General features: G+C 43.9%; 22 protein-coding genes. 14 read left to right on the top strand and 8 right to left on the bottom strand.

All coding sequences use genetic code 11. The annotated features are described in order from the left end of the window. Positions 1-325 precede the first annotated feature (325 nt). The 3 genes from FE810_RS10980 to FE810_RS10970 all read right to left on the bottom strand — a co-directional run bounded on the left by FE810_RS10980 (position 326) and on the right by FE810_RS10970 (position 2830). On the bottom strand, positions 326-1597 hold the full coding sequence (locus FE810_RS10980; RefSeq protein WP_246037025.1) for a hypothetical protein: 1272 nt from the start codon (positions 1595-1597) through the stop codon (positions 326-328). 80 nt (positions 1598-1677) lie between these two features. Further along, complete coding sequence (locus FE810_RS10975; RefSeq protein WP_138320106.1) at positions 1678-2376, bottom strand: c-type cytochrome; 699 nt, start codon at positions 2374-2376, stop codon at positions 1678-1680. Between the two features lie 154 nt (positions 2377-2530). Further along, a complete protein-coding gene (locus FE810_RS10970; protein ID WP_138320105.1) occupies positions 2531-2830 on the bottom strand; it encodes a c-type cytochrome in 300 nt (99 codons plus the stop codon). A 341-nt stretch (positions 2831-3171) separates the two neighbouring features. Here FE810_RS10970 and FE810_RS10965 point away from each other — a divergent pair, with 341 nt between their 5' ends. Continuing rightward, entirely contained in the window at positions 3172-4725 is a 1554-nt protein-coding gene (locus FE810_RS10965; protein ID WP_138320104.1) for a protein adenylyltransferase SelO, read from the top strand. A 69-nt stretch (positions 4726-4794) separates the two neighbouring features. Beyond that, the gene (locus tag FE810_RS10960) at positions 4795-5103 is read left to right on the top strand and encodes a DUF3630 family protein (protein ID WP_138320103.1); all 309 of its coding nucleotides are present in this window, start codon (positions 4795-4797) and stop codon (positions 5101-5103) included. A 25-nt stretch (positions 5104-5128) separates the two neighbouring features. Here the strand turns inward: FE810_RS10960 and FE810_RS10955 are convergent, their stop codons facing one another. Further along, positions 5129-6262, bottom strand: a complete 1134-nt coding sequence (locus FE810_RS10955) for a zinc-binding dehydrogenase (protein ID WP_138320102.1) — start codon at positions 6260-6262, stop codon at positions 5129-5131. 61 nt (positions 6263-6323) lie between these two features. Then, positions 6324-7313: an HpcH/HpaI aldolase/citrate lyase family protein gene (locus FE810_RS10950; protein ID WP_212744500.1), complete on the bottom strand. Its 990-nt coding sequence runs from the start codon at positions 7311-7313 to the stop codon at positions 6324-6326. A 541-nt stretch (positions 7314-7854) separates the two neighbouring features. Between FE810_RS10950 and FE810_RS10945 the strand changes: the two genes are divergently transcribed. From FE810_RS10945 to FE810_RS10910, 8 genes are all read left to right on the top strand, one after another. Continuing rightward, complete coding sequence (locus FE810_RS10945) at positions 7855-8976, top strand: HpcH/HpaI aldolase/citrate lyase family protein (protein WP_138320100.1); 1122 nt, start codon at positions 7855-7857, stop codon at positions 8974-8976. After that, complete coding sequence (locus FE810_RS10940) at positions 8976-10649, top strand: acetate--CoA ligase (RefSeq protein WP_138320099.1); 1674 nt, start codon at positions 8976-8978, stop codon at positions 10647-10649. The genes FE810_RS10945 and FE810_RS10940 overlap by 1 nt, the downstream gene beginning before the upstream one ends. Next, a complete protein-coding gene (locus tag FE810_RS10935) occupies positions 10646-11557 on the top strand; it encodes an HpcH/HpaI aldolase/citrate lyase family protein (RefSeq protein ID WP_138320098.1) in 912 nt (303 codons plus the stop codon). Before FE810_RS10940 ends, FE810_RS10935 begins: the two co-directional genes overlap by 4 nt. 17 nt (positions 11558-11574) lie before the next feature. Further along, the gene (locus FE810_RS10930) at positions 11575-12654 is read left to right on the top strand and encodes a MaoC family dehydratase (protein WP_138320097.1); all 1080 of its coding nucleotides are present in this window, start codon (positions 11575-11577) and stop codon (positions 12652-12654) included. A gap of 262 nt (positions 12655-12916) precedes the next feature. Further along, on the top strand, positions 12917-13891 hold the full coding sequence (locus tag FE810_RS10925; protein WP_138320096.1) for a transposase: 975 nt from the start codon (positions 12917-12919) through the stop codon (positions 13889-13891). Between the two features lie 408 nt (positions 13892-14299). Continuing rightward, the gene (locus tag FE810_RS10920) at positions 14300-15757 is read left to right on the top strand and encodes a sodium/proline symporter (RefSeq protein ID WP_138320095.1); all 1458 of its coding nucleotides are present in this window, start codon (positions 14300-14302) and stop codon (positions 15755-15757) included. A 143-nt stretch (positions 15758-15900) separates the two neighbouring features. Next, the gene (locus tag FE810_RS10915) at positions 15901-16833 is read left to right on the top strand and encodes a peptidylprolyl isomerase (RefSeq protein ID WP_138320094.1); all 933 of its coding nucleotides are present in this window, start codon (positions 15901-15903) and stop codon (positions 16831-16833) included. A 12-nt stretch (positions 16834-16845) separates the two neighbouring features. Then, positions 16846-17211, top strand: coding sequence for a hypothetical protein (locus FE810_RS10910; protein ID WP_138320093.1), 366 nt, complete (start codon positions 16846-16848; stop codon positions 17209-17211). Between the two features lie 67 nt (positions 17212-17278). Here the strand turns inward: FE810_RS10910 and FE810_RS10905 are convergent, their stop codons facing one another. Both FE810_RS10905 and FE810_RS10900 read right to left on the bottom strand, forming a co-directional pair. Next, on the bottom strand, positions 17279-17491 hold the full coding sequence (locus FE810_RS10905) for a helix-turn-helix transcriptional regulator (protein WP_138320092.1): 213 nt from the start codon (positions 17489-17491) through the stop codon (positions 17279-17281). A 1-nt stretch (position 17492) separates the two neighbouring features. Next, positions 17493-17951: a hypothetical protein gene (locus FE810_RS10900; protein ID WP_138320091.1), complete on the bottom strand. Its 459-nt coding sequence runs from the start codon at positions 17949-17951 to the stop codon at positions 17493-17495. Between the two features lie 516 nt (positions 17952-18467). On the opposite strand from FE810_RS10900, the gene FE810_RS10895 reads away from it, so the two are divergent. After that, a complete protein-coding gene (locus FE810_RS10895; RefSeq protein ID WP_138320090.1) occupies positions 18468-18935 on the top strand; it encodes a DUF6174 domain-containing protein in 468 nt (155 codons plus the stop codon). 109 nt (positions 18936-19044) lie between these two features. Here the strand turns inward: FE810_RS10895 and FE810_RS10890 are convergent, their stop codons facing one another. Further along, complete coding sequence (locus FE810_RS10890) at positions 19045-21129, bottom strand: S9 family peptidase (protein WP_246037024.1); 2085 nt, start codon at positions 21127-21129, stop codon at positions 19045-19047. Positions 21130-21416: 287 nt separating this feature from the next. Here FE810_RS10890 and FE810_RS10885 point away from each other — a divergent pair, with 287 nt between their 5' ends. The 3 genes from FE810_RS10885 to FE810_RS10875 all read left to right on the top strand — a co-directional run bounded on the left by FE810_RS10885 (position 21417) and on the right by FE810_RS10875 (position 23674). Beyond that, entirely contained in the window at positions 21417-21614 is a 198-nt protein-coding gene (locus FE810_RS10885; protein ID WP_138320089.1) for a hypothetical protein, read from the top strand. Positions 21615-21692: 78 nt separating this feature from the next. Next, positions 21693-22985, top strand: a complete 1293-nt coding sequence (locus FE810_RS10880) for a YdgA family protein (RefSeq protein ID WP_171022339.1) — start codon at positions 21693-21695, stop codon at positions 22983-22985. Positions 22986-23110: 125 nt separating this feature from the next. After that, positions 23111-23674 (top strand): HdeD family acid-resistance protein, encoded by a 564-nt coding sequence (locus FE810_RS10875; RefSeq protein ID WP_138320087.1) that lies wholly within the window; start codon positions 23111-23113, stop codon positions 23672-23674. Positions 23675-23680 lie beyond the last annotated feature (6 nt).

Below are 23680 nucleotides of genomic sequence, written 5' to 3'. Positions count from 1 at the left end.
CCTTTTTTCATATGTTATACCTTTAACACAAATCACTATAATCTCTTTTTGAGGTAAATAGAACATTTAAAAAACGAACAAGTGTCTGTCAGGTCTATATAAATTTTGTTATTAATGGGTGATAATCTGAACAGAGATTTCCACAATATTGACCAAGTTTTTTTAAATTAGAAAAGATTTTAGTCATAAAAAAACCGCACTAGGCGGCTTTCATCTTGGCAATTTATTTTATCTGGTTGTCATAACGCTTTCCCATTTCACGCAAGTATCACCCGAAAATCACCATTAACGATTGCTATCCATTGCTATTCATTATTGCGACGAATTAAGGCTTCATCATTGAGGCCGTCTTAGGATATGCGAGCAACTCACTAAACACCTGCCAGCGTTTTTGCTCATCGCCATTGCTCAACCGTTCGACATAATCACGAACAATGTCCTGACCTAGATTGTAATTAATCACATAAGCGCGATTCTGCTCAATAAAACCAATACGCTGCAACGACTTCTTCTCACTACTTAAGGCATATTTCATCAGCATTTGCTGTGCAGTCTTTTTATCGATTTGCCCATCCAGATAGCGTTTAGCAACAACATTATCGATGTAGGATAGTTTCTTGCGAACCGCCTGAACTGAATAATACAAATCAACTTTACTGCTATCTAATCCGGCAAGCGGAAAAAGCACATCTTTTTCAAACGCCATGCGTTCTTTTTCAGGAAACGCGACATCGATTCCAAAATTAGCACTGCCTTCCGCCAATAATGACATTGGTGAAAATAGTGGGTAAACCGAATATTCGATCCAGCCATTGCCATTAACCAGGTGCTTTTCCATCAAAGAATTAAACACATGATGTCCTGGGTAACCTTCGTGACTGGCAAGATCAATCGCCCTGTCGATAGTAATCGGAAAATCCGTATTCATCTGAATCAGGCTAAAGCTATTACCTTTATACCAGTTGTATCCAGACCAGACCTTATCGGTAACATATTCGAGGGTGAAGCTTTCTTGCTCCGGTAACTCGATATATTGTTTGGTTCGCTCTCGAGATTCTTTAATTGCGGCACGAAATACCGCATCAAGTTTGTCCTTGGGAATTTCGAATTGCTTGGTAAACATTGCCATCCGATCATTGAGAGGGCCTTCTCCTGGCAACAAGCCATTGAGCTCCAGTAACGCCTGATCAAATTCCGCTTCGCTAATGTCCGGTGAGGTGGCATCGTACAAGGCTTGCGATTCTTCGTCGAAACTAAACTGAATCCCCTGTAATTGCTGGATAAAGAAAACTACGGATTGAGCCTGGACCAACAAGAAATCATAGCGGGCTTTTTCAGAGTTTGAAATCTTCGCCTGATTCATATCTTCAACCAGCGTTTGCCCCTGCTCGAGCAGAATGTCGAGTTCAAGCTTATCCGTTGGTTGCCATTCTTTGGGACCGTAATAGGCATCGATGTAGTAGTCATGGTGTTGACCTACAGCCAAAGTTAATTTGACGTATCGTTCAGCCAATTGATTCATACTTATTTCCTGCGGTGCTGGTTTTTCAGGAGTCACTTCTTTTCCACAGCCTGCGGTTAGCATTGTGATTGACATGACTATCATCATCGAAAGCGTCTTTATGCGTTGCTTCGAATACCTCAGCATTGCCCCAATTACATGATCAGTATTGGCATTCATTTAGGGTTAATCTCCTCTGCATCTAGACGCGACTGTGTTCCGACATCAAATGGTTGAGTATTGGACTCAATATTGGCAGTGTCACCGGGTATTGTTTGATCAGAGATAGCTTCAGTGTGTACCTCTTTTTCAACCGCCAACATCGTATTGTGTGGAAGTGACTGCTGGGCATAATAACTTGCCAGTGCCTGTAAATCCTCTTCACTCAATGGTGCAACCATACCAGGCATAATCGCATCCGGCGCTTTTGTTTGTTTGTACCTAAGTAGGGTATTCAACAAATACTCTTGTGATTTTCCCGCAAGATCCGGATACAGGCTCTGGCGGGCGACGCCATTAATGCCATGACATGGAGAGCAGAATTGCACTTGCGCATCTAATCTGCGTTGTTTGCGAAGCCTTTGAGCTGGGCTCAGTGCAACGCTTTCTATAGCCTCAGCTTTATTTTTGCCATCATCCATGGCATTGGTGTCGACAGGCTCTGGTTGCAAAGATATCGAATCGAGCTCTGCAGCAATATGAGTATTGATATCAGCACTGACATTAATTGCAGCACTGGCATTAATTGCGGCATTCGTATTAACTTGCGCGCCGGAATCTCGTGCATTTGCCAGTTTCACAGTCGTAAAAAATAACAGCATCACAGCAACGAACACTAATGTGCGTTGGTTCATGCCAATGTCGGGGGCAGTCATTGGTACATCCACTTCAAAAAACGAAAATCGCGAAATTTATTTTATGTTCTGAACATAATCAAACGAAAAAGTTCCGGTCGTTCGCTATCCGGACATTCATTCATGTAATAAAAAAGCGCAATAAATGCGCTTTTTTGTCAATCGTTCAATCCGCTTATTTCAAGCTTGCGTAATACGCAGAAATGTTCGCAATATCTTCGTCAGTTAACGGCATAGCCATTGGCGCCATTACTGGATCTTTTCGGGTACCCGCTTTGAAATCTTTCAATTGCTTTGCAATGTACGCTTCTTTTTGACCCGCAAGGTTCGGGTACATTGGAACTGCAGAAATACCTTTAGCACCGTGACACGCCGCACACACGGCAGATTTTGCTTTACCGGCTTCAATATCAGCCGCCATTGCTGGTGCAGCGAAAACAACTGATGCTGCAAGAGCTAGAGTTAGTTTTTTCATAATGACTTCTCTTAATATGCCTAATAATTATTAAATTAACTGAGGAGATTATATGAAAAAAACCCTTGAGTGTCTGCGGTTTTTTTCAATAAAGTCCAGCATCTTTAACATTGTACGCACAAAAACCCGGCACAGATTGTATGTTTTATCAGCAAATGTGCGCGTCCCCCTAATTTAGCGTGATTCTGACGATATTTCAAAAGCTTAAAGCCAATCGTCAGTGCGGCGGCAATAAAATATAACATCTGATGGCATAATCGAGCACTCCCTTGATAAACACATTAGTAAATGCGCGGTAACTAGGGTTACAATAAATAGGTCAGTAAACAGCGAGAAAAATATTGGAATTTCAAAACTCCTATCTCAACCTGGGCAAAAATTTCTATCAGCAGATTTTGCCAACACCGGTGGAAAATCCACAGCTATTGCTATGGAATCAACAACTTGCTAAAACCCTGCAACTCAGTGGTGCATTAAATGATGACCATGATAGAGCCCAGATATTGTCGGGAAATCGCATTCATGACTCTTCCACCCCGATAGCCTTAGCCTATTCAGGGCATCAGTTTGGCCACTTTAATCCGCAGTTAGGGGATGGCAGAGCACATCTACTTGGCGAATTATTTGACCTCAACAAACGTAGGTTTGATATCCAATTAAAAGGTTCAGGGGCAACACGTTTCTCGCGTCAGGGAGATGGCCGCTGTGCGTTAAAACCAGCGCTTCGGGAATTGATTATGAGTGAAGCATTACACGCACTTAATATTCCGAGTAGTCGTTGTCTTGCCGTTGTTAGTACCGGTGAAACCGTGTATCGCGATTTACCACAACCAGGCGCTATCGTAACCCGAGTCGCACAAAGCCACCTCAGAGTTGGTACGTTCCAACATTTTGGTAGTCGCGGCGATACGGAATCGTTAAAAAAATTACTCGATTATGCCATCAACCGCCACTACCCAGAAATTGATGTTAACGCCGACGAAGCCCAGAAAGCGCTTGAGTTTCTATCTGCGGTCAGCAATCGACAGATCACGTTAGTTTGTCATTGGCTTAGGGTCGGGTTTATTCATGGCGTGATGAATACCGACAACACCACAATCAGCGGCGAAACCATAGATTATGGACCGTGCGCCATGATGGGTGACTATCATCCCGGCACCGTATTCAGCTCAATTGATGCTCAGGGTCGGTATGCTTATGGTAATCAAATAAACATCGCGATATGGAATATGGCACGTCTGGCGGAAAGCCTGCTGCCTCTTCTGGCACCGGAACAAGACGCAGCGATTAGCAAAGCAGAAACGGTAATTAAGCAGTTGGTTACGGATTTCACTAAGGCTTACAGGGTAATGCTGGCCAATAAGCTGGGATTCGCTTATTCCGATGAAAGCGATTGGCATTTAATTGAAACCTTTTTAGGGCTGATGCAATCGAATGAATTAGACTATACCCAGACTTTTTTAGCACTAACCCAAATGCTTAATGGCAATAGACTGACGGAGGAAACTGCAACGATATTAAAATCCTGGTTACCGGATTGGTTACAAAGGTTAGGCATCTCAGGCAGCGTAGATGAAATCACGACTAAGGCTGAAAATCACCAACAATCCGCAACGTCGATACCACATGAGAAGACGGATAATGTCACTGATGCAATCACTCGAATGCAACACGCAAACCCCGCTGTGATCCCCAGGAATCATCACGTCGAAGACATTCTCGAGCGCTATCAACAGGCGTTGTTAAGTGGTAAAGGAAAACAACAGGCGCAGACACAACTCGAGCAGTTTTTGAGCGTATTGAGAACACCCTATTGCGAAACTGAATTGACCGCCCAATTTCAAGATGCGGCAAAGGATAAAGACAAAGGCTACCGAACATTTTGCGGTACTTAGTGACAGGCATTTAACCAGCGATATTCGTAACATCGACGATGAAACGCTGATAGGAAAGGAACAACCGAGATGCAACTTGCGTCAACTCAGGCAATTACATTAAGTGAAGACAACATTATCCAGTTCCGTTTTGCAAAAATGTGGGGGCAAGAAGACATCAAACAACTGTTACCGCTTGTTCTCGATAAAATTGCCGATCATCAAATTCTGGAACATGTCATCGGTGCAGATAGAGAATATCTGCGTTTTTCCTATCGTGGTTTATATTTTATGCTGCAATTTGAAAGCTACAGTAACGCCTGTTGGATTGAGGCCGAAGACCAATTCAGTCAGCCCGGCATATCCACCCTGTATCGGCAGTTGCTCGATTCCATTTAAGCGGTATCCGCGCGGATTGATTCCGCTATAAACTAATCGCATTAGGATGCAGAATAACTTTGCCATCGCTTTTATTAACCGCATAGTGCTCGAGCCCTTGTGTAAAGTTGTGGAAATCATATTCACCAAAGATATCGGTATCAAATATCCCCTCTGCAAATAGCTGCTGCACTTTTCGGCTTAAGCTCAAGACCTGCCATGGCTTGGCAGTACCGAAGTAAGTTGCCAACCAAAATCCTTCAATTTTATGGGTTCTAAAAATCACATCTGCAACCGAAAACTGGCCACCAATGGGGTGCTGAGTTTCCGTCAATCGACCATAAACAATGGCGGTTGAATGTTTTGGCATGCAACTCATGACCGTAGGTGTATCGATATCGGCAACGGCATCCAGTAAAACTCTGGCTTTAAGTTGATGGCATACATCTTTTAATTGTTGCTGGTAATCCTCTGCGGTTGTTAACACCACCGCGTCAGCCCCTAATGCTTTGAGGGTATCTACATTACTCTTGGACCTGACCGTGGCAATCGTTTTGATATTATGCATTTTGGCATAGCGAATAACGCCTTTTCCCACTTGCGATGCCGCGGCATTGAGCACAACGGCTTTGGCCCCCAAAGCTTTGGCTCTGTCGACAAGGCATACCGATGTGCACGGGTTGACAATCAAGGTTGCCGCCTGGGCATCGGTCAATTCTTTGCGTACGGGCAAACAAAGATTAGCTCTGGTAATTGCATACTGAGCCCAAACCCCGTCATTCCCCGGCTCTGCGGAAATCGCTACTCGTTTGCCAATTAACCAACGACCATACATGCCCGCATTAGCAGCGACGACAACACCTGCACCTTCGAATCCCACATAAGCGCCATCTTGAGGTGGTAAACCATATTTACCCATCAGATAGACAAGATCCGAGGGATTAATTGGCGTTGCCAGCATTTTGATTAATACCTGTCCTGAGCGTAGTGCTGGGATCGGCTTTTCGGTAATTTCTATTCGCTCTTTAAACGGAATGTCGGCACTGGGATTAAACTTAAGGGCAATCCCTTTATTGGTGGTTGGGATTGTATCGTTTGTTGATTGAGTATTACTTGATTGAGTCACAAAAATGCCTTGTTTTGCCATAGTAACAACACCCGCAATAATAGCGGGCGTCATACCAATTACAATAAAACAGCGCGTAAAAAGCGGTTAAGCTTTTAATAATACGCACTCTAATTTAGAAAAATGCACTTTTCGCCTGCTCATCCATGGTAATGCCTGTAACATGGGCACGCTGCAATAACTGCCAGTAATATCGATAGGTTGCCCGGTCATGCAGTTCACCCTTGTGTTGAATCGGCCCCCAATCATTCGCCTGTGCCGACAATAAAATGGCGCCGGCATCTTCCACTTCCTGGTAATCCGGTTTCATGGCATCGACAATTGCCTGAATTTGCGTTGGGTAAATACTCCACATTCTTAAAAATCCGAATTCCTGACGCGCTCGGCTGGCATCATCTAAGGTTTGCTGAACATTTTTCAGATCTAATGTAACATTATGAGAAGGCACTACCCCGTTCGCTAACGCCGCCGCAACCAACTCACTCTTGGCTCGGTATAAGAGCGCGTGATCAAATTGTCCCGGCGAGCGCATACAAGATGCTGGAATTGCACCGTTGTGGCCTGAAACAAAATCCATCATGCCAAAATCAAGTACCTGTACCCAATCAATTGCCGCCAACTCCCAGATTTCACGCAAGGCGCCATGGGTTTCAATTAGGACATGGATTGGAATAACTCTACGGATATTGTGGGCAATGGCCACGGATTTGATGTAGTCGACCATCTCTTGAATTTGAAACGCTTCAGTACACTTAGGCAAGGTAATATACGCGACTTTTTCGCCGATTTGTGGCACCAGAATATCCACATCTTTTTGCCAGTGAGGATGGGTATAATCGTGAATTCGAACGCCCATCATTTGATGTTTATTGGCATCACTGGCAATCAGTTTTGCCACCATTTGTGCATGTTCCGCTTCCGTGCCCGCGGCTGCACCATCTTCGCAGTCGCAGGTAATATCGAAAACCGGCCCTAATTCCTGCTGCATCTGCATTGCTTTGCTAATCAGTTTTTCGCTACCAGCAAAATGCTCACAACTAGGTAATACGGGAAAGGGTTTCTCGCCCTCAAACAAGGCTTTATTTGGGTGTACAGGTAATGACACAGATCCTCCTGGTATATATTCAACAGTCCTAGCAACAATTTTCATTCGCGCTTTATTTTATTGTCCACCCTCAATTATGAAAGTCGACAGGTAATATTACAAAACAACTCTAAACGTTGTCATATTTGGTAAAAAATCACTCTAAAATACCGCTTCGCCGAATCGATTCATAATTATTGACATCATTACCTCTTAATCGGCATTCACACAACGTAATTAGCACTCGCATTAGATACTAATACTATTTGATATCAGAAAGTTATCAATACCACTAAAGCACTAGATACAGCTTGTTTATTAAGGTTTATAAACAAGATGTCTATTAAACTACCTTAGATTGTAGATACTTTTCAAACACTTTTTTAAACAAAAGTTTGAAATAAATACTCTAATGCTGTAAGAATAAATAGAAGTCGCCATGAAAACTTACATAAAAACTTTCATTTCGCTTATAACAACAATAAATTCAACCAAGGAAAATCCCTTGGGTGATGCAAAACAATATCGATAACTGTCATCAATTAAAACGCTGGAGGGTACTTTGAATTACCATAATGAATTCCTGGATCAGGTGAATGAAGAAGATGTCCTTGGTGGGTTTTGGCCCGGGATCCAGCTGTATTACCCGCCAATCAAGTATTCTCCAAAGAATGGCGAGTATGAATCTATGGAGCAGGCTACGGAAAGAATGCGTAAACATGCGCACCTTTGCCAAGCCCACACATTGCTTTTTGATCTGGAAGATGGCTGTCGTCAAAAGGCACTTTCCCGAGAATTACTGATCAAAGAGCTACCAATATTTCCTGAAAGAAACTTTCAAATTGCAGTTCGAATTAACCCTTTTCGCACAGACGAGTATGAAAAAGACCTGCAAATGATTATGCAGGTAGCTGAGCATATCGATGTGATAGTGCTTGCCAAAGCGGGTGAACTCTATGGCGCCGCGGAAATTCGCGATCTCAGTGCCTGGCTTGTCGGGGTTAATCCAGACATTGAAATCCAGCCAATTATTGAGCACCCAAGATCGTTAAAAATTGCAGCCGAATTGATGGCATTTCCAGCGGTAAAACATGTGGTCTTCGGTATTCATGATTTTTCCAAGGCGATGGCGATCCACTTGACACCTGAAGGTTGGATCGATGAATTGCTGACTTACCTGCGGACCTTATTGCTGGAGGCAAGAATTGCCGGTAAAGGGGTCATCGGCGGCGTTGAAGTTTTGATCAATGACACCCCGATGCCAGAAAAAAACATTGAACCGGACGATGTTCGCCGTTGGTTAGATTTACATGGTGATCATGAATCCCATGTAGTCCATAGCCACGCCGTTATCGAAGCACAAATGGGCCTGACCGGTAAACAGTTAATCCACCCCTATCATATTCATTTATGTAAGGTTGCCTTCACCCCTTCCCCGAAGGAAATCAAACGGAATGTTGAGATTTTACAAGCCGCCATCGCCGCTGATGCTCTGCTTGGGGGTGCGATTAAATTTGAAGGCGAAATGCTGGATCCACCAATGTTTGGTAAGGCCCTGCAAACCTTGCTGCGAGCTTATGCCTTGAAATCTCTGGATGAAAGAGACAAGCAATTTGCGATGGATGTCCTGAAAAAACTTCCAATTACCGTTATTCGAGAAAACTGGCCATATGGACGTATCTAATGTTGAATTTTGAAAATTTACTGACTCAGGATGCCAGCGGCTGGCATTGGCAGCTACCAAATCACTTTAATATTGCCTATGCCTGTGTGCGCCAGCACGTCGAACAAGGCAACGGAAATACATTGGCAATGATTGTCGAGGATCAGAATCTTGGAACTACAGAGCTTACGTATGGTGAGTTGGACAAGGCCAGTGGTCAATTTAACTACCTGTTGAAGTCATTGAATGTCAGCGAACGCGATCGGGTGTTGATTCGATTGCCCAACGCGTCCAGTTATCCAATTAGTTTTTTTGGATGCTTAAAACATGGTGCCGTAGCGGTACCGACATCGACCTTGTTGTCGGCTCATGAAGTGGCTTATTTGGCTAAGGATTCTGGCGCTAAGGTTCTGGTTACAGACAAATCGATGTGGTCAGAACTAAGTCATATCTTAGGTAAAAACGATAAGCTGAAAACGGTATTATTGGCGGGGGATGGAGCTATCCCGAAGACAGACGCCAGCGCCAATCTTGAAGTCATTGATTTACATGAAGCTTTACAAAATAGCCCAGTCGACGACAGCATAGTGGCAACACGACCCGATGACCCTGCTTATCTCGTATATACCTCAGGAACAACAGGATTTCCAAAAGGCGTGCTGCACGGCCACCGTTCGTTAATCGGCCGCATTCCGGCAAGTCGATATTGGTTCAACTTTCAATCCGGCGATCGCATCTTACATTCTGGAAAATTTAATTGGACCTATGTTTTGGGTTCCGCACTGATGGACCCGTTATTCCATGGCCATACGGTTATCGTGCATGAAGGAGCAAACGATGCGAATACCTGGCCGCGTTTAATTGCGAAACATCAGTGTACGATTTTCATAGGTGTACCGACAATCTATCGGCAGATCATTCAAAAAACTAAATACACGGCCAAAGATGTGCCAAGTTTGCGCCATTGTATGAGTGCCGGTGAACATTTGAGTGATGAAATGTTGCTGGCTTGGCGTCAGCGTTTTGCGATGGATGTCTATGAAGCGATTGGTATGTCAGAGTTTTCTTATTACATCTCTCAGCATACTGGCGCAGAGATCCGCCCTGGCGCTGCAGGATTTATTCAACCGGGGCATAAAGTGGCGCTGGTAGATGACAATTTAAACCCTGTAGCATCGGGTCAGGAAGGTATGATTGCCATCAATATCGAGGATCCTGGATTGTTTTTACACTATTGGCAATTGCCTCAGGAAACGCGCGCAAGTCGACGTTCGGGCTACTTCCTAACGGGTGATTATGCCCGCCAGGATGAAGATGGCTATATCTGGTTTGTCGGTCGCAAAGACGACATTATTAACACGTTCGGCTATCGAGTTTCCCCCCATGAAATCGAACGTGTCGTCAAAACCCATCCACTGGTAGCCGATTGTGTTGCTTTGGGTGACACCATTGCCAAGGAAAAAACCATCGTTAGCATCTGCGTGATACTAACCAAAGATGCCCATCTCGATGAAGCGTCGCTATTGGAATTTGGTAATCGACATTTAGCGAAATATAAAGCCCCAAAACAAGTGCATTTTTATCAGGAATTTCCCCGTACTAAGAACGGTAAAGTTCTGCGTAAACAACTGCTGGAAGATTTGTCCAACAAACGAGAACAATTAACCCAAAGCCCGACGGAGGCTCAAGCATGAATAGTAACCAGTTGAACGATTATCGTCCTCGTCGCAGCGCTTTATATGTTCCCGGACATGAACAACGATTTATCGAAAAATCTCGCAAGCTCAATGCCGACTGCATTATTTTTGATTTGCAAGAATCCGTGCCGCCAACAGGCAAAATCGATGCGCGTTTATTATTAGCCAAAGAGTTAGGCCAAAGTGACTTTGGCTATTCGGAGCGAATTGTCAGGGTTAACAAACTCGATTCTCCTTGGGGAATGGACGATCTAAAAGCGATTGCCGCGTTGGATATTGATGCCGTTCTATTCCCAAACATAGAATCCAAGGATGAATTGCTCAGAGCTATTGATGCGCTAGATCAGGCCGGCGGCTCCGATAAAACCGTAATGGCAAATATCGAATCGCCAATGGGTGTGCTGCGCGCAGAAGAAATTGCAGGTTGTAGCGAACGCTTAACCACCATAGTTATGGGGACTAGTGATTTAGCCAATTCGCTCAGAGTCAACCAGACCTTAGATCGTCAAGGCTTAATCACCTACTTATCGATGTGCTTGCTGGGCGCGCGCGCTCATCATAAAAGCATAATCGATGGCCCTCATTTTAACCTAAAAGATGTTGTGGCCTGTGAGTACAGTTGTCGCCAGGCGCGCGATCTCGGTTTTGACGGCAAGGCAGTCATCCACCCTGTACAACTGACTTATACCAATGATGCGATGACCCCAAAACGCGAAGAAGTTGCCAAGGCAAATGCCATCATCGAAGCGATAAAACAAGCAAAGTCGCAAGGCCAGTCAATGGCCGTTATCGACGAACGAATTATCGAACCTTGCCTTGAACATTGGGCAAATCGAGTTCTGTGTTTGTGCGACATAGTAAACGAAATTGGTCAAAGTGATTTATTGGGTCCGGAGAGAAAGTGATGATACAAGACAGCGTAATGACACAACAAGATAACTACTTATCGACCCCAAGCGGCTTATTTTTTGAAGATTTTAAGCTGGGTCAAGAGTTGATTCACGGTGTGCCCCGCACCATCAGTGAAGGTGACGTGAGTCTGTACATAGCGCTAACTGGGTCGCGATTTGCATTGAATTGCGCCGAAACCGTGGCCAGAAGTGCAGGATTCTACGGCATCCCCGTGGACAACTTGCTGGTGTTTCATATGGCGTTTGGCAAAACCGTTAACGACATTTCGTTAAATGCGGTTGCTAATCTCGGATATGCTGAGGTCCTCTTTAATACTCCGGTATTTACCCAAGACACCTTGGAAGTAACCAGTAAGGTTATTGGCCTGAAAGAAAACTCAAATGGCAAAACCGGCATCGTTTATGTGCATTCTGTTGCGACGAATCAGCATCACCAAGTGGTGTTGTCATTCAAGCGCTGGGTCATGGTGCACAAACGGGACTTACATACCCATATGGAGACACCCGTAATCCCCGAATTACTTGACGTTGTCGATAGTGAGCAACAAGTCGTACCTAAAAATCTCGATTTAAAGCTTTGGAAAGAACATTACAGTGATCACCAGTTAAGAGCCGATGAGTTCAAACCCGGTGATATCTTGTTCCATCGCGATGGCATAACCCTTAATGACAGTGAACATTCCATGGCAACGCGTTTGTATCAAAATAATGCCCGGGTGCATTTTGACCAGCATATGATGGATAACACCCACACAGGTAAACGCTTAGTATTTGGTGGTCACATCATTTCATTATGTCGTGCGTTATCCTACAACGGCCTCGGCAATGGATTATGGCTGAGCGCTATCCATGGAGGCACCCATGCAAATCCAAGCTATGCCGGCGATACAATTTATTGTCAGTCGAAAATATTAGAAGTGAAGCAATTTAACCGCCGCGATGACATGGCGCTGGTGCGCATACAAAGTCTAGGCATCAAAAATAATACTCCGGATAACATGGAATACTTGAGCAAAGTGGACAATGGACGCACCCGCTACCATTCCGACGTTGTATTGGATATTGATTACAGCGTATTAATGCGACGCTAACCTACTTCGCCCCTTAACCATTTCGTTAATCTCAGGGCCTGAGCAGCTGTTTCGCCAGGTCCTTTTTTCCACCCTCCCTTATTGAGACACCCACCATTACACTAAGCGATTCCCTATCGAGACACCCACCTTTTATAGGGAATATACTTATTGAGACACCCACCATTTTTGCAGAAAGTTACCCTCCATCATTAAATATCAAGCAAACAGCCCGTTGTTGGCTAAGCTAAAAAATAGCAGTTCAATTCCAAGGAGAGGAATCATGCCAACACCAAGAAGCAAACAGGTATGTTTGCAGGCAACACCGTATTATCATTGCATCAGTCGCTGTGTGCGACGTGCTTATTTGTGCGGTAAAGACCACGTTTCAGATCGTTCTTACGAACATCGTCGAGGCTGGATAGAAAAACGATTACTTTTTCTTTCCCAAATTTTTTGTATTGATATTTGCGCTTACGCTGTAATGAGCAACCATTGTCATCTAGTGCTTCACATAAACCACGCCCAAGCCCTTAAACTCAATGATGAAGAAGTAGTTAATCGCTGGCATAAAGTGTGTAAAGGCACACTGATCACCCAACAATTTGCGCTAGGAAACCAGATAGATGGAGATCTCCTTCCTACTTTAAAGCAAACCATTTCCATTTATCGAAATCGACTTTTTAGCGTCAGTTGGTTCATGCGTTTATTGAATGAACCCATCGCTAGAATGGCAAATGCAGAAGACGAATGTACGGGAAGATTTTGGGAAGGACGATTCGTAAGCCAAGCACTATTAAATGAATCGGCTCTGGCAGCATGTATGGCATATGTAGATTTAAACCCTGTCCGTGCTGGTATTGTTGATATCCCTGAAAAATCTGAGTTCACAAGCATCCGTCGTCGCATCAAAGCGTTACTCCAAGGCAAAGAAGATGAACAAATCATGCCTTTCTCTGATAAAGCAAAATCAAAGCGATCAGAAACCTTACCTTTCAATTTAGATGATTACCTTAAGCTTGTGGATTTCACGGGAAAGACAATGAAGAATCGCCAGGTAAATGTAATTGATAGTGCGCTACCCGGTATTCTCAGCCGGTTGAATATATCGTCATCCAATTGGTATCAATTAACGACCAAATTTGAAGATTACTTCAAGGGTCCTGTGGGAAATAGCGTCGCATTAAGCGATTTTTGCAGATTGCAAAACCGAATGAGACGTCCGAATATAGCGGTAAGTAAACAGCTTTTCGGATAGAGTAACTCCATCCTTGGGAATCCAATCATTGGCCGAAGCTAAGGCATACGCTCATCTAAAATTTAATTTTTTAAGAAATTTCTATTTGTTAAGTGAAAAATACAGATATTTTTGAAAATTTCTCAAAACATTATTCGCTTTAAGAGTTTATTTTCAGCACATCTGATTTGGGTGTCTTAATTAGCTATGGATTGTGAAAAAGAACGATGGGTGTCTATCTAGTTTAATAGTGGGTGTCTGCATAGTATCTCTTTTATTTCGCATCAATTGTCAATTCGGTATGGGTGGCTCTATTAATTATCTTGATTTGTGAATTGACGTGAGCATTCACTTCTCGTGGTATATCTGGCTCGATATTTGACTGTGGCTGTGGTTAGATGAATCATCAAATAGCAATGCGATATTCCTATGGATTATTCAACCACCGTTCTTATCACCCTGATTGGTTACAAATTTCTCCTTGTTGGTATTGGCCTTTGGAGCCAAAAACGTACCAATAGTAGTGAAGATTATTTTATTGCGGGACGAGGATTGGGACCTTGGGTGGCAGCAGTAAGTTCAGCGGCCAGTGCATCGTCAGCTTGGACTCTACTGGGGATGAGTGGGGCTGCTTATACTATGGGTGTCAGTGCAGTGTGGATTGTTCCGGCGGTGGTGCTTGGTTATTGTTTTAACTGGATTTGGGTTGCCCCTAGGTTGCAGAAACTCGCGGATCAGCAGCAGGCCATTACTTTATCGCAACTGTTAGCAAATGGTACTGGCCGGTGGCGTAAGCCTATCTTGTACCTCTCTTCTTTATGTATCGTGTTTTCATTTGCTTTCTATATCGCCGCACAGTTTCAAGCCGCCGGCAATACCTTTGCCAGTACCTTTGATGTGTCCATGCAATGGAGCGTGATTACCGGGGCTATCATTATTTTGATTTATACTCTGCTCGGTGGCTTCTGGGCGGTTAGCATTACCGATACTTTACAGGGCCTGTTAATGGCGGCAGCGGCACTGATATTGCCGATAGCAGGACTATTGACGCTCGGTGGACCGCTGGAGTTATGGCAACAAATGCAACTTGCCTTCACAGCAGAGCAACTCAGTATTACTGGCCCGTACTCGGGATTGGTTGGCCTTGCGTTTATCATCGGTTTACTTGGTATAGGTTTAGGAAATCCTGGCCAACCCCATGTGGTCAACCGAATGATGGCACTAAGAGATAGCAAAGCGGTGAAGCAGGCGAAAGTGATCGCCATAGGATGGTCAATGATTGTCATCACTGGCATGCTGATTCTAGGCTGGTGCGCCAAAATCATCATTGAGCCGGTAGCTAACGGCGAACAGGCGCTTTTGGACTTTACCAACCAATTATTTCCACCGATGATCGCCGGCATTATGATTGCCGCAATTTTATCGGCCATTATGTCTACTGCTGACAGTCAGTTACTGGTCAGTGCGTCAGCCATTTCTTATGATATTAAAGCCACAGATGAGCATTCGTTAGCGCAGCATTCACTACTCAAATCGCGATTGACAGTAGTCATCATGTGCTTAATATCCGTCATTATTGCCTTGTTCGCCCCGGAAGACATCTTTTCCAGAGTCCTATTTGCCTGGAATGCACTCGGAGCGGCATTTGGGCCTTTATTAATCGTGCGGTTGTTAGGCAGAAAAATTGCAGGTAAAGCCGCATTTGCATCCATGTTCATTGGCTTTTTTAGTGCAGTTTTATTAAGTTTGTTTGATTCTCCACCAGACGATTACCTTGAGCGAATAATCCCTTTTGCATTAGCATTTTACATTGCTTTTACTGGCCGATTGAAACACTCAACTGACGTGGAAGCTACAAAAAATCACAGCTCAGCTCACAATTCTTGATGAATTTTGCATTCAATTCGAGTAACCTCCATTGAATAATAAAGACTTCGTATGTCCTGATGAAGCGGTGTTGAACTTCAATTAATGATATTCAATGAAGACAGCCATCAAGACAGACAGAAAAAAATTATTCAGGAACGCTAATGTCATTTTCTAAAACAAAATTATTACGTCGCACTATTGCCGTTGCAGCAGCGGCTCTAATCGCTAACGCGCAAGCGACTGTTGTTCACTTCAAAACCAACGTGGGTGATTTCGACGTTAACCTTTTCGATTCATCAACACCTGAGACAGTCGAAAATTTCTTAAGCTATGTTGAAGCAGGAAGCTTTGACAATACGATTATTCATCGCTCTGTTACTGATTTTGTCGCACAAGGCGGCGGCTTTAATTACTTTTCAGAAGATAACACCGTTGATGCGGTGCCGGCCTTTGATCCTGTAATCAATGAGCCCATTTTCTCTAATGTTCGCGGTACCATCGCCATGGCCAAACTTGGTGGCGATCCGAACAGTGCGACCAATCAGTGGTTTGTGAATATGGGCGACAACAGCGCCAACCTAGACCTCCAAAATGGTGGCTTTACTGTATTTGGAATTGTGATGGGTGATGGCATGGAAGTTATCGATGCGATCAATGCCTTAGACCGATACAACCTTGGTGGTGCTTTTGATTCCGCACCATTGATTAGTGTGCCGGAAGACGGTGGCGAAATTACCAATGAACATCTTGTCATTGTCGAGTCCATTACGGTAACCGACAATAATGTTGATACTAACCTTGAGCTATTGCCTCCTTTGACGATTGATGCTGACCATGATGGTTACCCAAACGACGTAGATGCTTTTCCGGAAGATGACACAGAATGGTTGGATACAGATAGTGACGGCACTGGCAATAATGCAGATTCGGATGATGATAATGACGGCGTAGCCGATGCAAATGATGATTTCCCATTAGATCCTTCTCGATCAGAGCGCGAAAGTAACGACTCTTCTGGTGGTGGAAGTTTGTCACTGTGGGCTCTTATTGCATTAGGCCTGACATCTCGTTTGCGTCGCACAGTAAATAAGTAAAATCTGGCATTAATGTTTAAAGCCAGAAACTTTGTTCTCAGAGCACCTGTTCGCACGATAAAGATTAAACGCAAACGCAGTAGTGTCAGCTTGAAAAGGCAGATGCTACTGTTAAAAGTCGCGTTACATCAGGAAAAAGACGAAACCCGTGAAATGCTGATTATTTATCGGCAATACACCAAGGGTCAGGCATCGAAACAACAATTGGCGCAGGCGAATGAGCAGTTTCTTGATGTGCTTAAAGGTATTGGTCTTGGGGTCTTTGCGGTCATGCCGTTTGCCCCTATCACCATCCCCGTGGTGATTAAAGTGGGTCAATGGGTCGGGGTCGACATTCTGCCAAGTTCATTTTCCGACTTAAAGACCCGGCGCCGATAATTCACTTTCAATGGAATAGAGCAGAGTTGTTCAATACAATCTAATTAACAACTCTGCCTCTACTGATTTACGCTTCTTTATACTCAAAGACTTCGCCTATAGGTTTTGAGAAAACATCAGCAATCTTAAAAGCCACCTCTAACGACGGCGAATACTTACCCTTTTCAATAGCAACAACCGTTTGCCGAGATACGTTAATGGCGTCAGCCAGCTCTTGTTGCGTCATTTCATTATGATCAAAGCGCAGACGGCGAATCTGATTAGTTATCACCTTCGCCATATTAATAACCTCTGCGGAAATAGAAAACCTGACTGACATAGTTGACGATTTCCGCTACTAAGACACCCATCACAAGAATGTTCAACGTGTTCATTGCTGCAGAGAGTTCATTAAACACCAATCTATGCTCGCTGAAGTCAACCTTCCATAGAATAAAAATTGCCATAAAAACAACAGCCGTAAGCACATGATAACCGTTGCGGTTGCCGCGTAATTTAAACAAAGACTCACGTTCATCCTCGCCTTTATCACTTTCATGATAATTGAGCAGAGCTAAACTCGCCTGCAGAATAATTTCCCAGACGATGAGCATCAGAACAATCTTTACAAATAGGCCCGTCAATGTTTCTTCCGTTAAAAGATCCGCTTGATACAAACCATGTAAGTGGAAAATATAGTAGCCAGCTATGGCCAGATTCAAAATTAATGACACCCAAACGCTTTTTTCTTTATAAGACATAATGGCTCCTCTACGCCAAACAACGAAAGTACAATATTTTTGACATGGTGTTAGGTTAGTTTGACATTAAACATATGTCAAACATTTTTGACATACGTTCGAAAATTAAGGTGAATACGCTATTGGTGTTCATCGCTATAGATGGACTAAAGCGATGATAGTGACCCATGTTTCAATCCAAACGTTTTAGCTTAAAACAATACGGATTTACGTGATATTTTCCGAGGAGGAAACACCTATGGTCTGGTTGTAACGAGGCGCAGCAAATGCCGCATCTGCGGTTCCGTGGGGATTCGACCAAAACAGGCAGATTCAAATGGGCCATTTGTTACCATATCGTTTGGAGAGACAATGATAATTAACCTCCAGTAAAAAAGTTTATCCGTCTGATACAACGAGCATTTTTAGTCTGGGGTTTTCGAGTATCCGCTGGTAGTATAAATTTCGAAGGTCAATTATCAAGCGACTCCATATAGCGTTGACATGGTTCGTTCAAGTTAAAACAAGGAAATGGATATGAAGCGATTTTTACTACTCTCGGCGGTATTGCTGTTAACCGCCTGTGGCGGCGATGAAGATAACAATGAAATCGATTTAGCGTCACTCATTACCGACAACCAACGGTTGTGGAACTCTCAGGGGATCATTGATTATCAATTTACCGTCCAGGTTTCTCTGCCAGATTGTGATGTCGCAGATGAAATTCCAGCGTTGGATATTCAAATAGAAGATAATCAGGTAGCGGGTGTGTATGTCAGTGGCACCAGCATTGCTGTTGATACCGAGGAAGCCTTAACGGTTGATAACATGTTTGTATTAATGCTCGGTGTTGTTTATGAAAAACCAGACCATATCAGTGATGCGTACATGAGTTCGAATTTACCACAATTTGATCCCAACTTAGGTTACCCAACGAGCTTCTTTTTTGATTACTCCTCAAGTAGCTGTGATGCGTATCAATATATTATCACCGATTTTATTTAACAAATTTTCTCGATAGTTTACGGCTCATTGAGCGATTTAATGAGTTATAAACTCATGATCGAGGCAAACAAAAAAGCTACCAGGTCGGTAGCTTTTTTAATGGCTGGAATTATTCGGCCTGTTCAGGTTTATATTTCTCAAACCAGGCGAGGATATAACCCACTTTTTGCACCAGATTACTGGGTCGGGCTGCAATTCCATGACTGGCCTTAGGGATACGTACCATGGCTGAGTCGATATTACGCAGTTGCAATGCCTGATAATATTGCTCGGTTTCACTCATCGGCGTGCGGTAATCCTGCTCACCCGTCAACAGCATGGTTGGCGTTGAAACATTACCCACCAAGCTTAATGGCGAGTGCTTCCATAAATGATCGACCTGCTCCCAAGGCATACCTGGCATCCAATATTGAGTGAAATAGGCATAACCATCGGCGGTTAAACTAAAGCTTAACCAGTTAATGACAGGTTTTGCCACTACCGCCGCTTTAAATCGGTCGGTTTTACCAATAATCCAGGCGGTAAGGGTTCCACCACCACTGCCCCCCGTCACGAATAGTTGCTCTTCGTCGACATAACCTTCTTCAATCACGCCATCAACAACATCGATTAGATCGTTATAGTCCTCGGACGGATAATTATGATGGATCAAGTTCGCAAATTCCTCGCCGTAGGACGTACTGCCGCGCGGGTTTGCCCAAACAACCACATAACCTTTCGCCGCCATCAGTTGCACTTCGAGACTAAACTGCGGGCCATAAGCTGCGTGCGGTCCGCCATGAATTTCCAATATTAATGGATATTTCTTTTCTGGATCAAAATTAGGAGGTAAGGCCAACCAGGCTTCAATGGATCGTTTGTCCACAGACGATTTCACCGTCAATGAACGGACTTTTGCTAAATCTTTAGGGCCCAGTACATCTTGATTCAAACGGGTTAACCGTTTTGTCTCACCATTGCTGGCTAGCAATGCGAGTTCTGCCGGTCGCTGACTATTGGCCTGGGTATAGAAAATTTCCCCTTTATTGCCGACGATATAGCTGCCGGAGGTATAAGGCCTACCTAATGATTGGCCACCCAAGCTGGCGTTCAAGCGGTTAATTTTGCCATTAAGATCGACATAAGCCAGCTTCTTTTTGCCATGGTCATCATAGCTAAAATAGACACCCTTTCCGGCATTATCCCATTGAATATTACTGATAGGACGATCCTGTTTCGTTGCCAGACCTTTTACCTGGCTACCATCAGAGTTCATTACATAAATCTGGGCATTTTGGCTTGCCAGCTTGCGATCATCGACTTGTAAGAAGGCAATTTTGTCGCCGTCAGGGCTCACTACAGGCGCGAACTCTGGGCCTGCTCGCTCTAATAAGGCACGAATATCACCGGTTTTGACATTGACCTGATAGATATCAGATTCTAATGGCCGACGCTGCCAGTCTGGGTGCCTGTCCGAGCTAAAGATAATATGTTGGCTATCTTGGCTCCACGATAGCTGACCATCATGATGATAATCCCCTTGGGTAATTTGTCTGGCACTACCACCTTCACTCGGAACGACATAAATCTGGCTGTAACCTGCTGGTAAAAAACCGGCGCCATCGCTGCGATACGCAAGATTGTCGATATATGTCGCATTACCCGCCCATTTTGCGCCCTTAGGCTTTTTCGGCATATCGATCGCTAAACTGGACGGTTTTCCTGGGGTAAACATTACGAACGCCAGCCATTTACCATCCGGGGAAAAGCTGATGCTTGATGGCGAATGCGCCAAATTACTAATGCGAGCGGTCTGCCCGGTATCTAACCAGCGCATATACAGCTGATTGTCGCCTTCAGAACTTGAAACATAGGCCAAGCGACTGCCATCAGGGGAAAATACCGGTAACCGATAATTCGTCTTTCCCGACAAAATTGGACGATGATTACTGCCATCACTATTTAGCTGCCACAAATTAATGCGAGTGCTATCCGCCATAATATCCAAAGCGCGACGCTCGTAGACGACATAATCATTTTTTGGGTGGACCGCCATCGCACCAACATATTCGATATCAAATACATCACTTAAAGTCAGCACATTTGCCTTAGAGTCTTGTTTTTCCGCATTCGCAGAAGAAAGCGCGAGGATACTAAGCGAGAGCATTAAAACACTTCGAGATATCCAGGCTTTAATCCTGTTCGAATTACCCATGGTTGGAATTCCTTGTGGTGAAATTGAAACAATAAACCGTCACTTTGCGGGCAGCGCGTAACTCGCAACACCCCTAAAACACGAATTATTTTGTTAAATATCAGACACTCACTTTAACGAATGAAAAACCTACTGTAAACGTAGGGGAAAACAGATGCTGTTTCGCTAACGGTTTCAGATGAACTTTGCGTTGGGTTTTAACTTGTGCGTTAAGTTGTATTTTGAGTTGCACTGCAGCGTCAATTCTCGATATTCTTAAAAGCGTCTATGATCGTTCAGGGAGCTTTATGAAATTAATTATGCGCAGCGAATTTGACAATTTGCGCCTCAACCCGAATCACGCTTACGATACAGATCGCAACGGCGATAAGCAGGTTGTAAAGATTTATTGCGACGAAAAGCTAATCGCCAAAAAAATCATCCATAAGAAAAGTATCCGCTATTTTGGTGTGCCCGAATATAAGCAATATTTATTGGCTGAATGAATTTAATTTGTGCAGTTGTGATAGACTTAGCCGCTTTAAAAAAACAAAAACACGATGGAATATATCCAAGGAAAAACAATGAAAAAAGTCATCCTCGCCGTTGCGCTTGGCGTTGCATTAGCAAGCCCGTACCTGATCGGTTTTAAAGCCGAAGAGCACATCAAAGACTCCTATGCAAAGGTATCCTCCAACCCAGCGTTCGATATAGAGATTACCCGTTATGATCGTGGCTATTTAAATTCTACCGCCCACATAGCCTTTACCATGCCGGTTGAAGTTGAAGCAGGAGTGATAGAAACATTAACGTTTGAATCGGAACATCAAGTACAGCATGGCCCAATATTGTGGACAGCGGATGGCCTTGGATTTGGTTTAGCCGATTCACAAATGATTGTGGGTTTACCAACCGATTTTAAACAAGAGATAATAAATATTGATGACATCGCTAGCGATAGCCTGACGAGTTTTGCCAGAACATCGTTTGGTGGTAGTACTTATTCAACGATCACGATCAAACCCACCACCTTGGAATTGCAAGATTCGAATCTGGAGTTACTTGCGGGTGAACTTCATTCGACGATTACTCCGGAAGGTAAAGTCACTGGAACCGGTCAGTGGCAGGGCATGAAAATCATTGAAAGCGGAGTTGAGGTGTTCGTCATTGGCGCAACCAAACTCGATGTCGATCAAACCTATATCCTCGGGGATGTATTCTCTCCAACCTCATTGGGTGTTGGCACCGGAAATTTTTCAATCTCACATATCCGCGTTAATGGTGAAACTCCCGATGCCAGCATGAATATTCAAGATATTTCCCTGGTCAGCGATTCATACGTTGAAGAAAATTTGTTAGCCGCAACTGTAACGGTGAAAGCGAAAAGCCTGAGCATTGCGATGCAGGAGTTTTCCGATTTTAACTACTCAATGAGCATGGATAAACTGAATGTAAATGTGCTCAGTGAGTTACAGAAATTGTTGGTAAATGTTCAAAGTGATGATCCGCAACAGCAGCAAATGCTGATGATGGAAATCCAACAACAATTGCCGAAACTTCTGGCGGATAACCCGCGCATCGCCATCGATAATTTAGGGGTTACTACGAGCGAAGGCGATATTGTTTCCGATTTGCTAATCACGATCGACCCGCAAAAATTCGATGCGGCAAACCCGATGAGTATGATGTTTGCCTTACAAGCGGATGCGAAAGGCTCTGCACCATCAGCATTTTTTGAAAAACTGGGCATGCAGGAAAATATTGATGCGTTAAAGCAACAAGGAATGGTTGTCCAGGATGCTGAACAACTGACCTTTAAGTTTTCTTTTAGTGATGGCCAGGCGTTAATTAATGGCGTTGCAATTCCATTAGGCTAGCATCAGAAAAGTATACGGTTATGATCAAGGCAGAAACACTTCGTTTCTGCCTTTTTTTTCATTTTAAACCCTAGTCATTTGATTGAACTACAATTATTACTCATATACCCCACTGGAGAACCAATATGAGTATCGAATCCGATGCAATTCAAGACACATCACGCATTGGCATGGCCTTTGGCATACTAATTGTCATCCTTGGCATCTTAGCCATGGTCGCTCCGATGATCGCTGGCATGAGTATCGCTGTGATGGTAGGTCTTATCCTGTTATTTGCGGGCATCGTACAAATTGTATTCGCTTTAAAAGCACAAAGTTTTGGTAGTGGCTTGCTTAAGTTCCTGTTCGGAGGGATCTCAGTTCTCGGTGGATTATTTATGATGATTATGCCGGCCATGGGATTAATCACCTTAACGATCGTGCTTCTTGTCTATTTTATTATCGAAGGGATTTTCACCATCATTATCGCATTCCAATATAAACCACAGCAAGGCTGGGGTTGGATGTTGTTTAGCGGCGTGGTCACTCTGGTTCTGGCTTGGATGATTTGGAAAAGCTGGCCGGTTTCCGGCGCCTGGGCGGTGGGAATTTTAGTCGGCGTGCGCCTGCTTTTCTCTGGTTTTTCCATTATTTTCACCTCGATGGCGACTAAGAAACTGGCGCAGTCTATCGAAAAACCTGTGAATTAAAGCGCC

The organism is Thalassotalea litorea, from assembly GCF_005843925.1.
Lineage (GTDB): Bacteria > Pseudomonadota > Gammaproteobacteria > Enterobacterales > Alteromonadaceae > Thalassotalea_A > Thalassotalea_A litorea_A.
Note: the sequence above shows the minus strand (reverse complement) of the source record. Positions and strands in the feature narration are given on the sequence as shown.

What these genes read in the sequence shown, in the direction of transcription:
- FE810_RS10925 (WP_138320096.1), top strand. Translation starts at nt 12,917, where the DNA reads ATGCCAACACCAAGAAGCAAACAGGTATGTTTGCAGGCAACACCGTAT.
- FE810_RS10885 (WP_138320089.1), top strand. Translation starts at nt 21,417, where the DNA reads ATGAAATTAATTATGCGCAGCGAATTTGACAATTTGCGCCTCAACCCG.
- FE810_RS10895 (WP_138320090.1), top strand. Translation starts at nt 18,468, where the DNA reads ATGAAGCGATTTTTACTACTCTCGGCGGTATTGCTGTTAACCGCCTGT.
- FE810_RS10880 (WP_171022339.1), top strand. Translation starts at nt 21,693, where the DNA reads ATGAAAAAAGTCATCCTCGCCGTTGCGCTTGGCGTTGCATTAGCAAGC.
- FE810_RS10915 (WP_138320094.1), top strand. Translation starts at nt 15,901, where the DNA reads ATGTCATTTTCTAAAACAAAATTATTACGTCGCACTATTGCCGTTGCA.
- FE810_RS10900 (WP_138320091.1), bottom strand. Translation starts at nt 17,951, where the DNA reads ATGTCTTATAAAGAAAAAAGCGTTTGGGTGTCATTAATTTTGAATCTG.
- FE810_RS10920 (WP_138320095.1), top strand. Translation starts at nt 14,300, where the DNA reads ATGGATTATTCAACCACCGTTCTTATCACCCTGATTGGTTACAAATTT.
- FE810_RS10935 (WP_138320098.1), top strand. Translation starts at nt 10,646, where the DNA reads ATGAATAGTAACCAGTTGAACGATTATCGTCCTCGTCGCAGCGCTTTA.
- FE810_RS10905 (WP_138320092.1), bottom strand. Translation starts at nt 17,491, where the DNA reads ATGGCGAAGGTGATAACTAATCAGATTCGCCGTCTGCGCTTTGATCAT.
- FE810_RS10890 (WP_246037024.1), bottom strand. Translation starts at nt 21,129, where the DNA reads ATGGGTAATTCGAACAGGATTAAAGCCTGGATATCTCGAAGTGTTTTA.
- FE810_RS10975 (WP_138320106.1), bottom strand. Translation starts at nt 2,376, where the DNA reads ATGACTGCCCCCGACATTGGCATGAACCAACGCACATTAGTGTTCGTT.
- FE810_RS10940 (WP_138320099.1), top strand. Translation starts at nt 8,976, where the DNA reads ATGTTGAATTTTGAAAATTTACTGACTCAGGATGCCAGCGGCTGGCAT.
- FE810_RS10955 (WP_138320102.1), bottom strand. Translation starts at nt 6,262, where the DNA reads ATGACGCCCGCTATTATTGCGGGTGTTGTTACTATGGCAAAACAAGGC.
- FE810_RS10980 (WP_246037025.1), bottom strand. Translation starts at nt 1,597, where the DNA reads ATGTCAATCACAATGCTAACCGCAGGCTGTGGAAAAGAAGTGACTCCT.
- FE810_RS10875 (WP_138320087.1), top strand. Translation starts at nt 23,111, where the DNA reads ATGAGTATCGAATCCGATGCAATTCAAGACACATCACGCATTGGCATG.
- FE810_RS10970 (WP_138320105.1), bottom strand. Translation starts at nt 2,830, where the DNA reads ATGAAAAAACTAACTCTAGCTCTTGCAGCATCAGTTGTTTTCGCTGCA.
- FE810_RS10930 (WP_138320097.1), top strand. Translation starts at nt 11,575, where the DNA reads ATGACACAACAAGATAACTACTTATCGACCCCAAGCGGCTTATTTTTT.
- FE810_RS10910 (WP_138320093.1), top strand. Translation starts at nt 16,846, where the DNA reads ATGTTTAAAGCCAGAAACTTTGTTCTCAGAGCACCTGTTCGCACGATA.
- FE810_RS10960 (WP_138320103.1), top strand. Translation starts at nt 4,795, where the DNA reads ATGCAACTTGCGTCAACTCAGGCAATTACATTAAGTGAAGACAACATT.